A 15,447-nucleotide genomic window follows, 5' to 3' on the forward strand; every position below is an offset into this window, starting at 1 on the left:
CTCCTGGTGTCGTTATGGGAATTCTTTTGTCCGCCTAGCTGCGCCCTGCCAGCAGGCGCACGGCCGTGTATTCCATGACCTTCTGGTGGCCCTGGTTGAAGACCTCGATGCGCGAGGTGACGACGGCGCGGTTGCCCTTGGAGGTGGGCTTGATGGCGGTGACTTCGACCAGGGCCTCGATGGTGTCGCCCACCAGCACGGGGCCGAGGATCTTCTGGTGCAGCTCCAGCATGGCCAGGCCCGTGCCCTGGATCATGCTTTGCAGGATGAAGCCTTCGATCAGCGCATAGGTCATGGCGCCCGGCACGGGGCGGCCGGCAATGGCGCCGCCGTCGTAGCCCTCCTCGATGAAGATGGCCTCCAGCATGCCCGTGGCATTGATGAAGGCGACCAGGTCGGACTCGGTCACGGTGCGGCGGAAGGTGCGCAGCTGCTGGCCAACCTGCAGGTCCTGCCAGAAAAAGCCCTGGCCCATGCGGGGCACGGCGTTCCAGGCGGCGCCAGGGTGGGGCTGCGGGGTGTTCACTGTCATCTCATGTCTCCTGTTGCGTGATCTGCAGGCCGGCGATGCGCTCGGCGCTCCAGCCCGCCTGGGCCAGCAGCGCCGCCGTGTGCTCGCCCAGGCGCGGTGGCATGCCCATGGGGGCCTGCCGGCCATCCATGCGCACGGATGAACGCGGCAGGTGCACGGTGCCCATGGCGGCGTCGTGCAGCGGCACGAAGAACTCCGTGGCCTGCAGGTGTGGATCGGCAGGCAGATCGTCCATGCGTGCCACCGGGGCGGCAGGAATCTCCAGGCGCTGGCAGGTGTCCAGCCAGTGCTGGGTGCCGTGCAGGGCCACATGCTCGCCTGCGGTCTCCAGCAGCTCGGCAATGTGGGCCGTGCGGCTGGCCTGGCTGGCAAAGCGCGCGTCCAGGGCCAGCTGCGGCTGGCCCACCGCGGCGAAGAAGCGCTGCCAGTGCGCATCGGTGTAAGGCATCATGCAGACGTGGCCGTCCAGCGTTCGGTAGGGCTTGCGCCAGGGCGCCATCACGCGCGGGTAGCCTGCGCCGCTGAGCGCGGGGCTGAAGTGCATGCCGTAGAAATGCTCGACCAGGTTGAAGCCCACCATGGTCTCGTACATGGGCACTTCGACAAAGCAGCCGTGGCCGCTGCGCTCGCGCTGGAACAGCGCCGCCAGCACGGCATGCGCGGCCACCAGGGCGCAGGTCTTGTCGGCCGCGATGGTGGGCAGGTAGCGCGCCTCGCCCGTCTGGCGCTCCATCAGGTCGGCCAGGCCGCTCATGCCCTGGATGACGTCGTCGTAGGCGGGCATGCCCGCATAGGGGCCGTCCTCGCCAAAGCCATGCAGGCCTGCGTAGACCAGGCGCGGATAGCGCTCGCGCAGCGTGTCGGGGTCCAGGCCCAGCGGGGCCAGCTTCTGCGGGCGCATGCTGTGCATGAACACATCGGCCGTGGCCAGCAGCGCATGCAGGGCCTGGCGCGCCTCGTCCTGCTTGAGATCGAGCACCACGCTCTTCTTGCTGCGGTTGGTGCCCATGAACATGGCCGCCATGCCGGGCTCCACGGCAGGGCCGGTGTGGCGCGTGGAGTCGCCGGCCGGCGGCTCGATCTTGATGACTTCGGCGCCATAGTCGGCCAGCACCTGGCTTGCCAGCGGCCCGAACACCACGCTGGACAGATCCAGCACCCGAATCCCTGTCAACGCAGCCTGCACTGTGGTCTCCATGTTGCTTCAGGGAGCCAGTATTTGATATCTTTGAAGTCGCGTCTAAGACTTAATTCAGCATCGCTGATACACGGTGGATATCAATGGACCTGCGCCAACTGCGTCACTTCGTCACCCTGGCCCGCACGCTCAACTACCGGCAGGCGGCCGAGCAGCTGCACATGTCGCAGCCGCCGCTGTCCCAATCCATCCGCCGGCTCGAAGACAGCCTGGGCGTGCAGCTGTTCCAGCGCGACCGCCGGGGCACGGAGCTGACCGAGGCAGGCCTGGCGGCCCTGGAAAGTGCCGAGCTGGCACTGCACCATGCGCGCCAGGTGCAGGAGGTCTCGCAGGCCACGGCCAGCGGCGAGCGCGGCCGGCTGCACATAGGCTTCATAGGCTCGGCCACGTTCTCGCTGATTCCACGGCTGGTGCAGGCCTTTCGCAGCGAATATCCGCTGATCGACCTGGTGCTGACCGAATCGACCACGCGCGAGATCTGCGCGCAGGTGGCCAGCGGCGATTTCGATGCCGGCCTGCTGCGCTACCCGGTGACGCAGGCCACCGAGCTGTCCATCACGCCCGTGGAAAAGGACGAACTGGTGGCCGTGCTGCCCGAAGGCAACCCGCTGCTGCAGCGGCCCGCCTTGCGGCTGCGGGATCTGGCCGACCAGCCCTTCGTCAACTACCGCCCCAGCGAAGTGCCCGGCCTGCATGCGCTGGTGGTGCTGGCCTGCCAGAACGCGGGCTTCATGCCCCAGGTCAAGCAGCATGCGGTGCAGGCCCAGACCCTGGTCAGCCTGGTGGGCGCGGGCCTGGGCGTGGCCCTGGTGCCGGCCGTCGTGGCCAAGGGCAGCACGCCGGGCGTGGTGTTCCGCACGCTGCAAGACGCCGGGACCCTGCCCTCCATCGGCCTGGCCCTGGCGCTCAACCCGCACCAGAGCGCAGCGGCCGGCCAGCGCCTGCGCGAATTGCTGCTGCGGCTGAACGCCTGACGGACGGCCTGGCGGACGGCGTGGCAGAAGCCGCCGCAGAAAAGACAAAGGCCGCGGATGCGGCCTTTGACAATCAGGGCGGCTAAGCCGGCTGGCTTGCGCGCGCCCTCGGCGCCACGGCGCTTATGCGCCTGCGCGCGAAGCGCGCTTGCGCTCGTTCTCGGACAGGTGGCGCTTGCGCACGCGGATGCTCTTGGGGGTGATTTCCACCAGCTCGTCGTCCTCGATGAATTCCACCGCGTATTCCAGCGACAGGTCGATCGGGGGCGTGATCTTGATGGCATCTTCCTTGCCGGACACGCGGAAGTTGGTCAGCTGCTTGGTACGAGTGGCGTTGACCACCAGGTCGTTGTCACGGCTGTGGATGCCGATGATCATGCCTTCGTACACGGGATCGTTGGCCTTGACGAACATGCGGCCACGGTCGTCCAGCTTGCCCAGGGCGTAGGTGAAGATTTCGCCTTCGTCCATGGAGATCAGCACACCGTTCTTGCGGCCGCCGATTTCGCCCTTGTGCGGCTCGTAGCTGTCGAAGATGTTGGAGATCAGGCCGGAACCACGGGTCAGGTTCAGGAATTCGTTGGTGAAGCCGATCAGGCCACGCGCAGGAATGCGGTATTCCAGGCGCACGCGGCCGCGGCCATCTGGTTCCATGTTGACCAGCTCGCCCTTGCGCTCGCCCAGGGCCTGCATCACGCCACCCTGGTGGCCTTCCTCGATGTCGGCCGTCACCAGCTCGATGGGCTCGTGGCGCACGCCGTCCACGTCGCGGTAGACCACGCGGGGCTTGGACACGGCCAGCTCGTAGCCTTCACGGCGCATTTCTTCCAGCAGGATGGTCAGGTGCAGTTCGCCGCGGCCCGACACTTCGAAGATGCCGTCTTCGTCGGTTTCCTTGACACGCAGGGCCACGTTGGAACGCAGTTCCTTTTGCAGGCGGTCCCAGATCTGGCGGCTGGTCACGAACTTGCCTTCACGGCCCGCCAGCGGCGAGGTGTTGACGCAGAAGTTCATGGTCAGCGTGGGCTCGTCGATCTTGAGCATCGGCAGCGGCCGGGGGTTCAGCGGGTCGGTCAGCGTGACGCCCATGCCCAGGTCGGCGATGCCGTTGACCAGCACGATGTCGCTGGGGCCGGCTTCGGTCACCTGCACGCGGTCGATGCCCTGGAACTTCAGCACCTGGTTGATGCGGCCCTTGTAGCTCTTGCCGTCAGGACCTTCCATGACCAGCACGTCGGTCGAAGGCTTGAGCGTGCCGGAGGTGATGCGGCCCACGCCGATGCGGCCCACGAAGGTGGAGTAGTCCAGCGCCGAGATCTGCATTTGCAGCGGAGCGGCGGGATCGCCCTTGACCGAAGGCACGTGCTTCAGGATGGTGTCGAACAGGGCCGACATGTCGGGGCCCCACTGCTCGCCCGGAGCGCCTTCTTCCAGCGAGGTCCAGCCGTTGATGCCCGAGGCGTACACCACGGGGAAGTCCAGCTGCTCGTCGGTGGCACCCAGCTTGTCGAACAGGTCGAACGCGGCGTTGACCACGTAGTCGGGACGCGCGCCGGGCTTGTCCACCTTGTTGACCACGAGGATGGGCTTCAGGCCCAGGGCCAGCGCCTTCTTGGTCACGAAGCGCGTCTGGGGCATGGGGCCTTCCTGCGCGTCGATCAGCAGCACCACGCCGTCGACCATGGACAGGGCACGCTCCACTTCACCGCCGAAGTCCGCGTGGCCGGGTGTGTCGAGGATGTTGATGTGCGTGTCGTTCCAGCTCACGGCGCAGTTCTTGGCCAGGATGGTGATGCCACGCTCGCGTTCGATGGCGTTGTTGTCCATCACCGTGTCCACGACTTTCTCGTGTTCGGCGAAGGTTCCGGATTGGCGCAGCAGCTGGTCCACCATGGTGGTTTTGCCGTGGTCCACGTGGGCGATGATCGCGATATTGCGGATTTGTTTGCTCATAGTGTTTTCCCATTGCCGCTGCGTCATGGGCGCGGCGTGTCTTCCAAAATCTGTTGAATTTCCAGTGAACTGAGCAGGCGGGCGGGGATGAGTTCCCCACGCACCACGCGCCCCACCCCCAGCAGAGCCTGGGGGTTTTCGCCATACACAGCCACCGCCTCGGCATCGGCCCAAGCGCCCTTGCGGGGCAGGCCCGTGAGAAAACGGGCCGCATCTTGCTCGCCCAGCGTGACAGCCGTGTGGCTGGCCAGCAAGGCATCGACAGGCTGCAACTGCTGCAGACGCTCGTCCTCGCCCATGGCGGCCAGCGCCTCCAGCGAGATACAGCGCTCGACACCCAGCCCGCCGGTGTCGATACGGCGCAGCGCGCGCAGGTGCGCGCCGCAGCCCAGGGCCTCTCCCACGTCCTCCGCCAGCGTGCGGATATAGGTGCCCTTGCTGCAGGTCACCAGCATCCGGATCGCCGGCTGGCCTTGGCTGTCTTGCGTCAGCGAAAGCTCCAGTGCGTGGATTGTCACTTCGCGCGCCGGTCGCTCGACTTCGATGCCGGCACGCGCATATTCATAAAGAGCCTTGCCGTCCTTCTTGAGCGCGCTGTACATGGGCGGCACCTGGCGGATGGAGCCCGTGAACTGCGCCTGCACGGCGGCAAGCCGCTCGGCCGTGAGGGCGGCGGGATCGATGGCGCGCTCGCGCAGCACCTCGCCCTCGGCATCGGCCGTGGTCGTGGTCTGGCCCAGGCGCGCAATCGCCTCGTAGGTCTTGGCAGCTTCGAGCTGCAACTGGCTGAACTTGGTCGCCGCACCGAAGCACAGCGGCAGCACGCCGGTGGCCAATGGGTCCAGCGTGCCGGTGTGTCCGGCCTTTTCGGCGCGCAGCAACCACTTGACCTTCTGCAAGGCGTCGTTGCTGGACAGCTCCAGCGGTTTGTCGAGCAGCAACACCCCATGCACAGGGCGCCGCTGCACCCTTGTGCGTGGCGCGTTCATGGGGCTACTCTTCCTTCCCGCGCGAGGAGACGGCCTTGGCGATCAAGGCGTTCATGTCGGCCGCACGCTCGGTGGTGCGGTCGTAGATGAAGTGCAGCGTGGGCACGGTATGGATGTGCAGGCGCTTGAACAGGCCGTTGCGCAGGAAGCCTGCGGCCTGGTTCAGGGCGTCCTGCGTCTCCTGCGGATCGCCGATCAGCAGGCTGAAGTAGACCTTGGCGTGGGCATAGTCCGGAGTCACCTCCACGCTTTGCAGCGTCACCATGCCCACGCGCGGGTCCTTCAACTCGCGTGCGATCAGCTCCGCCAGATCCCGCTGGATCTGGTCGGAGACTTTGAAGCTGCGGTTCGGCGCAGCGGACTTGCGTGTTGCCATGTCGAATTACAGCGAGCGCGCGATTTCCTTGATCTCGAACACTTCGAGCACGTCGCCTTCGCGAATGTCGTTGTAGTTCTTGAGCTTGATACCGCACTCGAAGCCTTCCTTGACTTCCTTGACGTCGTCCTTCAGGCGCTTGAGCGATTCGATCTCGCCCGTGTAGATGACCACGTTCTCGCGCAGCAGGCGGAAATGCGCATTGCGCGTAACCTGGCCTTGCGTGATGTACGAGCCAGCCACGGTGCCGATCTTCGACGCCACGAACACGGTACGGATCTCGGCCATGCCGATGATCTCTTCCTTGCGCTCGGGAGCCAGCATGCCGGACATCGCTGCCTTCACCTCTTCGACGGCGTCGTAGATGATGTTGTAGTAGCGCAGGTCCACATCGTTGCTCTCGGCCGTCTTGCGCGCCTGGGCATCGGCCCGGACGTTGAAGCCGATGATGATGGCCTTGGAGGCCAGCGCCAGGTTCACGTCGGACTCGCTGATGCCGCCCACGCCCGAGTAGACCAGCTGCACGCGGATCTCTTCGGTGGAGAGCTTGAGCAGCGATGCGCCCAGTGCTTCCTGCGAGCCCTGCATGTCGGCCTTGACGATGATGGGCAGGGTCTGGACCTCGCCCGCACCCATTTCGGCGAACATGTTCTCGAGCTTGGCAGCCTGCTGGCGGGCCAGCTTGGTGTTGCGGAACTTGCCGGCGCGGTAGGTCGCGATTTCGCGGGCGCGGCGCTCGTCCTGCAGCACCATGAAGTCGTCGCCGGCCTGGGGCACGTCGGACAGACCCTGGATTTCCACCGGGATGGAGGGGCCAGCGGACTTGGTCTGCTTGCCGTCTTCGTCCAGCATGGCGCGCACGCGGCCGTAGGTCTGGCCTGCCAGCACCACGTCGCCCACCTTCAGCGTGCCGGACTGCACCAGCACCGTGGCCACGGGGCCGCGGCCCTTGTCCAGCTGCGCTTCGATGACCAGACCCTTGGCAGCGGCTTCCACGGGAGCGGTCAGCTCCAGCACTTCGGCCTGCAGCAGGACCTGCTCCAGCAGCTCGTCGATGCCCTGGCCGGTCTTGGAAGACACGGCGATGAACGGGGACTCGCCGCCGTACTCTTCAGGCACCACCTGCTCGGCCACCAGGCCTTGCTTGACGCGGTCGAGGTTGGCATCGGGCTTGTCGGCCTTGGTGATGGCAACCACGATGGGCACACCCGCCGCCTTCGCGTGCTTGATGGCTTCCTTGGTCTGGGGCATCACGCCGTCGTCGGCAGCGCACACCAGGATGACGATGTCGGTGGCCTGTGCACCACGGGCACGCATGGCCGTGAAGGCCTCGTGGCCCGGGGTGTCCAGGAAGGTGACGATGCCGCGGGGCGTCGTCACATGGTAGGCACCGATGTGCTGGGTGATGCCGCCGGCTTCGCCCGACGCAACCTTGGTGCGGCGGATGTAGTCCAGCAGCGAGGTCTTGCCGTGGTCCACGTGGCCCATGACGGTGACCACGGGGGCGCGCGACTCCTGGGCAGCTTCCTGCTGGGACACTTCCTCGGCCGTGAAGGCTTCGGGATCGTCCAGCGCAGCGACCTTGGCGGTGTGGCCCATTTCCTCGACCACGATCATGGCCGTGTCCTGGTCCAGGGGCTGGTTGATGGTGACCATCTGGCCCATCTTCATCAGCACCTTGATCAGCTCGGATGCCTTGACCGACATCTTGTGCGCCAGCTCGGCCACGGTGATGGTCTCGGGCACGTGCACTTCGATGGCGCGGAATTCCGTTGCCGCGCTCTGGTGCTGTCCGTCATTGCGGTCATTGCCACGACGCCCGCCACGCGGGCCGCCGCGCCAGTTGGAACGGCCGCCCACGCCACCGGAGCTGTCGCCACGGGTCTTGATTTCCTTCTTCTTGCCATCGCCGGCCCAGCTCGAGGAGAGCTTGGCGGACTTGACTTCCTTGCCGGCGCCGGCAGGCGCGCGCGCACCGGCTCCGCCGGCGGTCGTGCCAGCGGGCTTGTGCAGCGTGGTCTTCTTGGCATCGGCGGCAGCAGGCGCTGCAGGCTTTGCCACGGGCTTGGGCTCTTCGGGCTTCTTGGCCACGAGCACCTTCTTGGGCGCGGCCATCATGGCGCGAATGGCTTCGGCTTCGGCCAGCGCCTTGCGGCGGCGGTCTTCCAGATCCTTGGCGCGTTCGGCTTCCTCGGCCGCACGGGCCTTGGACTCTTCCTCGGCCTTGGCGCGTGCCGCGAGCTGGGCTTCGGCGCGCGCTATCTGGCCGGCAGCCTGCTCGCGCGAGGCTTCCTGCTTAGCGCGGTTGGCCTCGACAATCTTTGCGGCTTCGGCAGCCGCATAGGCGGCTGCGCGCTCTTCGGCTTCGCGCTCGCGCTGTTGGACTAGCTCGCGCTCTTCGCGCTCACGGCGTTGCTGTGCCAATTCTTCCTCCTCCCGGCCGATCATTTCGGCCTGGCGACGTGCTTCCCCTTCGCGGCGCACCAATTCCTGAGATTCGCGCTCCGACGCCGCGCGCTGCTCCTGGGCAGCCGCAACGGCAGCGGGGTCGGAGGCGCCTTCGGCGGCCTCGTCGCGCTTGACGAAGGTGCGCTTCTTGCGCACTTCCACCTGGATGGTGCGGGCGCGGCCCGACGAATCGGCCTGCTTGATCTCGCTGGTGGACCGTTTGGTCAGCGTGATCTTCTTGGCGCCACTTCCGTGGCTGGCCTGCAGATGGCTGAGCAGTTGCTGCTTGTCGCCGTCGGTCAACGCATCCGATGCGTTGTCCTTGGCGACGCCTGCAGCCTTGAGCTGCTGCAGCAACGTGTCAGGGGTCTTGTTGAGCTCTTTTGCAAACTCGGCAACCGTATTACTGGACATAAATGCTCTGAACCTCCCTGACCTTACTCTTGCCCTTCGGTGAACCAGTGCTCACGCGCCTTCATGATCAAAGCCTTCGCTTCTTCCTCGGTCTGCCCGGTCAGCTCGGTCAACTCATCGATGGCCAGATCGGCCAGATCGTCGCGAGTGTGCACATTGGCCTCGGCCAGCTTGTCCACGATCTTCGGAGTCATTCCCTCGAGCGTCAGCAGATCCTGCGACACCTTGCCCACGTTTTCCTCGTGCGCGATTTCCTGCGTCAGCAGGGCATCCTTCGCACGGGTGCGCAGCTCGTTCACCGTCTCTTCGTCGAACGCCTCGATTTCGAGCATTTCCTGCAGCGGCACGTAGGCCACTTCTTCCAGGGTCTCGAAACCTTCCTCGATGAGGATGTTGGCGATTTCCTCGTCCACATCGAGCTTTTCCATGAACAGCTGGCGCGCAACAGCAGACTCGTCCGCCTGCTTTTGCGCAGACTCAGCCGCGTCCATGATGTTGATCTTCCAGCCGGTAAGCTCGGAAGCCAGGCGAACGTTCTGGCCGCCACGGCCGATGGCGATGGCGAGGTTTTCCTCGTCAACCACCACGTCCATGGCGTGCTTTTCCTCGTCCACAACGATGGACGACACATTGGCCGGAGCCAGCGCACCGATCACGAACTGTGCGGGGTCCTCGGACCACAGCACGATGTCCACGCGCTCGCCAGCCAATTCATTGGTGACGGCGTTGACGCGGGTGCCCCGCACGCCGACACAGGTGCCGATGGGATCGACACGCTTGTCATGGCTGAGCACGGCGATCTTGGCGCGGCTGCCGGCATCGCGAGCGCAGCTCTTGATCTCCAGCAGGCCCTGCTCGATCTCGGGCACTTCGTTGCGGAACAGCTCGACCATGAACTCCGGCGCCGAACGCGACAGGATGATGGGCGCGCCGCGCAGCGTGGCGTCCACTTCCATGATCATGGCCCGCACGCGGTCGCCGTTGCGCAGGTTTTCCTTGGGGATCATTTCGCTGCGGCGCAGGCGTCCTTCGACACGGCCGGCCTCGACGATGATGTCGCCCTTGTCCATGCGCTTGACCGTGCCCGTGAAGATCCGGTCGCCGCGCGACAGGAACTCGTTGAGCAGCATTTCGCGCTCGGCATCGCGGATCTTTTGCAGGATGACCTGCTTGGCCGCCATCGCACCGATGCGGCCGATGGGCACCGACTCGATCTCTTCCTCGATGTACTCGCCTTCGGAGATGCCGGGGACGCGGTCCTGTGCGTCCATCAGCATTTCTTCGGCATCGGGGTTTTGCAGGCCCGCATCATCGGGCACCACCAGCCAGCGGCGGAAGGTGTCGTAGTTACCGCTGTCGCGATCGATGGCCACGCGGATGTCCACTTCACCTTGGTACAGCTTCTTCGTGGCTTGGGCCAGGGCCGATTCCACTGCACCGAACACCAAATCGCGCTCCACGTTCTTTTCGCGCGAAATGGCTTCTACCAACATCAACAATTCGCGATTCATGCGACGACTCTCCTATTTCAATCACGCAGAAAGGGGATGGCAATGCCCTTCTGCCCCAATGATTCGACGTACCCTGCCCGCTCCGATCAGACCGGCTTGGCAGAACGCCCCTTGAAATCCACAAGGGGAGCCAGACGCGCCTCGCGCAGCTCCTCCAGCGTGAAACCCAGCGCCTGCAGGGGCGCGGGAACACGCTTCTTGCTGACCCTCTGGCCAGGCTTGACGGGTGGCTCGTCGCTCCAGACGATCTGCCAGCCACCACCTTCGGCACGCTCCAGCGTGCCGCGGAATTTCTTGCGATTGGCGCTGACCTGCCCTTCAGCGGCAGCGCCGATGGGCTCCTTGAGGGTCAGGTCGATAACTTCCCCGACAAAGCGGATGAAGTCCTGCTCATGCCGCAGGGGGCGGTCGATGCCCGGGGAGGAGACCTCGAGGCGCGTGTAATCCGTGCCATCGACCTCCAGCGCGAACTGCAGCTGGCGCGTGATCTTCTCGCAGTCCTCGACTGTCACGAACTGCTCCGGCACCACCGGCTCGCCCTCCACCGGGGGCTGCCAAGGCAAATCAATTGTGACGCGCAACAGCCCGCCTGCCGAGCGTTCTATTTCCACCAGGTCATAGCCCAGACCTGTCACGGTTTGTTCAACGATTTGCTGTAGTGCCACGTGTAATTAAATTCAATCCTGCAAACACAAAAGACCCGGAACGCCCCTGAAACCTTGGCAGCAGCCATGTCCCAACAGCGCCGAGCCCCATGGCAATCCCTAAGGTCGCCCGAAGATCGCCCAAAAAAAAGGGCGGTTGGTACCCGCCCGTTTGGTCGTGAATATGCCATTGTATCCGCAAACGACCTTCAGGCCAAGTTCGCGCCGTACAAATACAGGCGCTGGCAGGCACTGCGCAAGGCAGCCCAGGCCAGGGCGGACACCCCTCCGCCGGATGCTCAGGCGCCCACGCGCTCAAGCGCCTGCGCCGACTGAAGCCGCCGCAAAAGGGCCTGCGCTTCGGCGGGGTCGGCCGGGGCCGCGCCAGGGTCCTGGGCCAATGACTGCAGCATGCGCGCCACAACGCCCGGCTGGGGCAGCACCGGCCCCAGAAAGCGCGCGCGCTCGCCGTCAGCGATCAGCACAGAGGGAAAGGTTTCGATGTCCAGGTCCCCGGCCACATCCTCGCGGTCCTCGACATCAAGCCAGACGAAGTGCATCTGCGGGAACTGGGTGGCCAGCTCCGCAAACGCGCTCCGGTACTGGTTACAAACGCCGCACCATTGCGCACACAGGCAAACCACCCACCAGGGGCTGGCTGCCGCGCTGTCGTCCGGCAGCTTGCCGGCCATTGAATCCATGGAAAACCTCTCAGAAACCACGCCCTTCCCGGGCGCGATAAACCTCCATGGTACCGATTTCCGCCGCCTTGTTGCCCCAGGCATTGCGCACATAGCTGGCCACGGCGGCCACCTGTGCGTCAGACAGCACATGGCCAAAGGGCGGCATGCCATGCGGCTGCGGCTGTTGCCGCGTGGACGGGGGATAGCCACCGTCCAGCAGCACCAGCAGCAGGTTGCGCGGCTCGGCCATGGTCACGGAGGCATTGCCGGCCAGCGCAGGAAACGCGCCCGGTGTTCCCTGGCCCTGCGCACCATGGCAGACCGCGCACTGCCGTTCGTACACGGCCCGCCCCAAGGCCATCTGCCCAGGCTGCACAGCCTTGATGGCGCCGTGCCCGTCTGTGCCGGCAGATGGGGCAGCAGCGCCCTGCTCCTGCAGATAGGAAGCCAGCGCCTGCAGATCCTTTGGCTGCCAGTGCTGGGTGCTGCGCGCCACGACTTCGGCCATGGGGCCCAGTGCCGAGCCTGAAGGGCCGGACCCCGTCTGCAGCAACTGCACCCAGGCGGATTCCTGGCCGGCACGCACACCCGCCTCGCCGGGATCGAGCAGCGAAGGCGCATACCAGGACTGCCCTGCCACAAAGCCGCCGGACATGGCCTGGCCGGAGGCACCCAGGCCATTGCGCGGCGCATGGCAGGCCGCGCAATGGCCCAGCCCCTGGGCAAGATAGGCGCCGCGATTCCAGGCCGGGGCCTTCCCTGGCTGGTCCTGCCAATCCTTCGGCGAGAAGAACAGCGCCCGCCAGACGGCCAGCGACCCCTGCCAGCCATAGGGAAAGTCCAGCGCATGCAGCGGCGTCTGCGCGCGCACGGCGGGCAGGCTTTGCAGATAGGCGAACAAGGCGTCCGAATCGGCGCGCGTCACGCGGGTGTAGCTGTCATACGGGAAGGCCGGATACAGCAGGCGCCCACCACGCGAGCGCCCGTTGTGCAGCGCACGCCAGAAGTCCTGCGCCGACCACAGCCCCAAGCCCGTCTCCTTGTCGGAGGTGAGATTGCTGGTGTACAGCGTGCCGAACGCGGTGGGCAAGCCCCGCCCGCCCGCATATTCGGCACCGCCCGCCGCCGTGTGGCAGCCAGCGCAGTTGCCTACCCGCGCAAGGTAGGCGCCGCGCTCGACCAGGGCGGCCTGTGTTTCGGTCGATCCCGACCAGCCGCCGTGGCCATAGGCATGAACCCCCTGCTCCCCCCGCAGGTTGAGCCAGACCAGCAGCAGCCCCACCAGGACCAGGGCCAGGACCACAAGAGCCAGCAGGGGCCACCGCCCGCGTACGCTCGCGCTGGCCGGATTTTCCACTTGGACACTCATGGCCTGCCCTCCTGACCGCCCACAGCGGCCACCGCACCGCAGCGCAGCGGCAAGGAGCGCGCCAAGGCCTCGCGCCCTCCCGGCGTCGCCGATGCAGGCCGCGACGACAGCCATGCCGTGACGGCCACGACTTCCTGCGGCGTCAGCGCCTTGGCCACCTGGTCCATGCAATCGGGAGCGGCCGCCTGGCGCTGGCCCGAGCGCCAGGCGCCTATCTGGCTGTTGAGATAGTCGCGTGACAGACCCAGCAGACCCGGGATATCGTCGCCCGCGCCCATGAGCCGCTGGCCATGGCAGGCAGCACAGGCGGGCAGGCCCCGCTGCGCGTCGCCCTGCAGCACCAGCTGCTCGCCACGCGCGAGGTCGGCGGGCGGCAGCTGCGCCGGCACGGGCGGCGCATAGGGCAGCTCAAGGCTTGCGAAATGCACGGCGATCTGGCGCAGATAGTCGTCCGACATGAATTCGATCAGCCGGTTCATGGCCGGATAGCTGCGGCGCCCCTGCTGGAAATTCTTGAGCTGGCGGTAAAGATAGCCCGCAGGCTTGCCCGCAATGCGAGGAAAGTAGCCGCTGGGTGTGGCCCGTCCCTCGGGACCATGGCAAGCCGTGCAGGCCAGCACCCTGGACGCCATGGAGCCCACATCGGGCAGAGGCGCACTGACCACGGCGGGGGGCAGGTCCGCCATCGGCACGCCCGGTGCCGGCTGGGCTGACTGCGCCATCACGCCGCATGCACAGGCCGCCAGCCATGCGCCCAGCAAGCTCCTTGCCCCCTTGACGCCTGAAAGCCCTGTCCCGTACCGCCATCGCCTGCCATGTGCCATGTCCGACGCCTCCTGTTGCGTCCTGCCGACGCGCGAATGTAGTAAACCCGTCACAAGATGCCAGTCCAGCAGGAAAAGGCCCATCGGTTGAGACCCTGCCATGACCGGGCTATGCTGGCTTCTGGCTTGTCCAGAACATCGCCCGCAAGGGCTGGAGGACGGAAATTCATGGAATACAAGGACTACTACCGCATCCTGGCCGTGGACCGGCAGGCCAGTGCTGACGAGATCAAGAAGGCCTACCGCAAGCTGGCGCGCAAGTACCACCCGGACATCAGCAAGGAAGCGGATGCCTCGCAACGCATGGCCGAGATCAATGAAGCCAACGCCGTGCTGTCCGATCCCGAAAAGCGTGCCGCCTACGACGCGCTGGCCGATGCGCCCCGCCGCAGCGCAGGCGCCGGCGGATTCCAGCCGCCACCGGACTGGGAAGGTCAGGACTTCCACTTTCGCAGCGGCGATGGCGCCATGCCGGACGGCGATGCGGATTTCAGCGAATTCTTCTCGCAGATGTTCGGCCAGGGCGCCCGCGCGCGCCATGCGGGCGGCGGGCAGCACCGACCTCCACCCGACCTGCGGGGGCAGGACCAGCACGCCAGCATCGAGCTGGACCTGCTGGACAGCTACCACGGCGCCCAGCGCAGCCTGCACCTGCGCAGCACGGTGCTGGATGAGGACGGGCGGCCGGTGGCGCGGGACAAGGAATTGCAGGTCAGCATTCCCAAGGGCGTGCGCGAGGGCCAGATGATCCGCCTGGCAGGCCAGGGCGGCCAGGGCCTGGGCAAGGGTCCTGCAGGCGACCTGCTGCTGCAGGTGCATCTGCGCCACGACCCGCGCTGGTGGGCCGAGGGCAAGGATGTCTATCAGCCCATCGCGCTCGCGCCCTGGGAAGCCGCGCTGGGCGGCACGGTCCGTCTCGCCACGATTGCCGGCGAATTCGATGTCGGCATCCCTGCCGGCAGCCGCGCAGGCCGCAAGCTGCGGATCAAGGGCAAGGGCTTGCCCGCCGCCACGCCAGGCGATCTGTATCTGGTGCTGGGCATCAGCCTGCCGGAGCCGCAGACCGACGCCCAGCGAAAGGCCTATGAGGCACTGGCCCAGGCCTTCCCCTCATTCGATGCCCGCCAGCACGGCACGGGCCAAGGAGCCTCGCGATGAGCACGCCGCTGTATCCCTTCTACGAACCTGCAGAACTGCTGGATGAAGGCGCACTGGATCTGCACGATCTCGCCCGCCACTGCCAGCGCAACACCGCCTGGGTGGTGGAGCGCGTGCAGACCGGGGTGCTGTACTGCGAGAACGAGCCGGCCGGCGACGCGGCCGACGCGCAGGCACAGTGGCGCTTCAGCAGCCACATGCTGGTGCGTGCGCGCCGCATAGCCCATCTGGAGCACAGCTTCGATGCCGACCCTCAACTGGCCGCGCTGACGGCGGACCTGATCGAGGAAGTGCAGATGCTGCGCCGCAAGCTCCAGGCACTGCAGCACTGAGCGCATTCGCCCCAAAAGCAAAAGCCCTTTAATTGACTCATT

Annotated in this window: 14 protein-coding genes; 3 read left to right on the plus strand and 11 right to left on the minus strand. The window is 66.1% G+C overall.

The features are described 5' to 3' along the window. Positions 1–34: 34 nt before the first annotated feature. Positions 35–532, minus strand: coding sequence for a MaoC family dehydratase (locus U6958_RS21410; RefSeq protein WP_013803034.1), 498 nt, complete (start codon positions 530–532; stop codon positions 35–37). Position 533: 1 nt separating this feature from the next. Next, the gene (locus U6958_RS21415; protein ID WP_074923289.1) at positions 534–1,730 is read right to left on the minus strand and encodes a CaiB/BaiF CoA-transferase family protein; all 1,197 of its coding nucleotides are present in this window, start codon (positions 1,728–1,730) and stop codon (positions 534–536) included. 83 nt (positions 1,731–1,813) lie between these two features. On the opposite strand from U6958_RS21415, the gene U6958_RS21420 reads away from it, so the two are divergent. Beyond that, positions 1,814–2,704, plus strand: a complete 891-nt coding sequence (locus tag U6958_RS21420) for a LysR family transcriptional regulator (protein ID WP_074923288.1) — start codon at positions 1,814–1,816, stop codon at positions 2,702–2,704. A 123-nt stretch (positions 2,705–2,827) separates the two neighbouring features. Here U6958_RS21420 and typA read toward each other — a convergent pair whose 3' ends face one another. The 9 genes from typA to U6958_RS21465 form a co-directional block, all read right to left on the minus strand. Beyond that, the gene (gene typA, locus U6958_RS21425; RefSeq protein ID WP_026062109.1) at positions 2,828–4,657 is read right to left on the minus strand and encodes a translational GTPase TypA; all 1,830 of its coding nucleotides are present in this window, start codon (positions 4,655–4,657) and stop codon (positions 2,828–2,830) included. Positions 4,658–4,680: 23 nt separating this feature from the next. After that, positions 4,681–5,646: a tRNA pseudouridine(55) synthase TruB gene (gene truB / locus U6958_RS21430; protein ID WP_047217232.1), complete on the minus strand. Its 966-nt coding sequence runs from the start codon at positions 5,644–5,646 to the stop codon at positions 4,681–4,683. A gap of 4 nt (positions 5,647–5,650) precedes the next feature. Next, positions 5,651–6,022: a 30S ribosome-binding factor RbfA gene (rbfA, locus tag U6958_RS21435; protein ID WP_016448883.1), complete on the minus strand. Its 372-nt coding sequence runs from the start codon at positions 6,020–6,022 to the stop codon at positions 5,651–5,653. Between the two features lie 6 nt (positions 6,023–6,028). Then, positions 6,029–8,884, minus strand: coding sequence for a translation initiation factor IF-2 (gene infB / locus U6958_RS21440; protein ID WP_016448884.1), 2,856 nt, complete (start codon positions 8,882–8,884; stop codon positions 6,029–6,031). A 23-nt stretch (positions 8,885–8,907) separates the two neighbouring features. Next, positions 8,908–10,395, minus strand: coding sequence for a transcription termination factor NusA (gene nusA / locus U6958_RS21445; RefSeq protein ID WP_074923287.1), 1,488 nt, complete (start codon positions 10,393–10,395; stop codon positions 8,908–8,910). Positions 10,396–10,481: 86 nt separating this feature from the next. Continuing rightward, entirely contained in the window at positions 10,482–11,060 is a 579-nt protein-coding gene (gene rimP, locus U6958_RS21450) for a ribosome maturation factor RimP (protein ID WP_026062108.1), read from the minus strand. Positions 11,061–11,338: 278 nt separating this feature from the next. After that, entirely contained in the window at positions 11,339–11,740 is a 402-nt protein-coding gene (locus U6958_RS21455) for a thioredoxin family protein (protein ID WP_016452383.1), read from the minus strand. Positions 11,741–11,750: 10 nt separating this feature from the next. Further along, on the minus strand, positions 11,751–13,091 hold the full coding sequence (locus U6958_RS21460; protein WP_074923286.1) for a cytochrome c: 1,341 nt from the start codon (positions 13,089–13,091) through the stop codon (positions 11,751–11,753). After that, positions 13,088–13,915 carry a c-type cytochrome gene (locus U6958_RS21465; protein WP_016448889.1) on the minus strand — a complete coding sequence of 276 codons (828 nt, stop codon included), beginning with the start codon at positions 13,913–13,915 and terminating at the stop codon, positions 13,088–13,090. Before U6958_RS21465 ends, U6958_RS21460 begins: the two co-directional genes overlap by 4 nt. A gap of 168 nt (positions 13,916–14,083) precedes the next feature. On the opposite strand from U6958_RS21465, the gene U6958_RS21470 reads away from it, so the two are divergent. Together U6958_RS21470 and U6958_RS21475 are read left to right on the plus strand one after the other, a co-directional pair. Further along, positions 14,084–15,073, plus strand: coding sequence for a DnaJ C-terminal domain-containing protein (locus U6958_RS21470; RefSeq protein ID WP_016448890.1), 990 nt, complete (start codon positions 14,084–14,086; stop codon positions 15,071–15,073). Continuing rightward, a complete protein-coding gene (locus U6958_RS21475) occupies positions 15,070–15,405 on the plus strand; it encodes a hypothetical protein (RefSeq protein ID WP_016448891.1) in 336 nt (111 codons plus the stop codon). Before U6958_RS21470 ends, U6958_RS21475 begins: the two co-directional genes overlap by 4 nt. The last annotated feature ends 42 nt before the right edge of the window (positions 15,406–15,447 follow it).

Source organism: Delftia lacustris (assembly GCF_040267515.1).
Classification (GTDB): Bacteria; Pseudomonadota; Gammaproteobacteria; order Burkholderiales; family Burkholderiaceae_C; genus Comamonas; species Comamonas tsuruhatensis.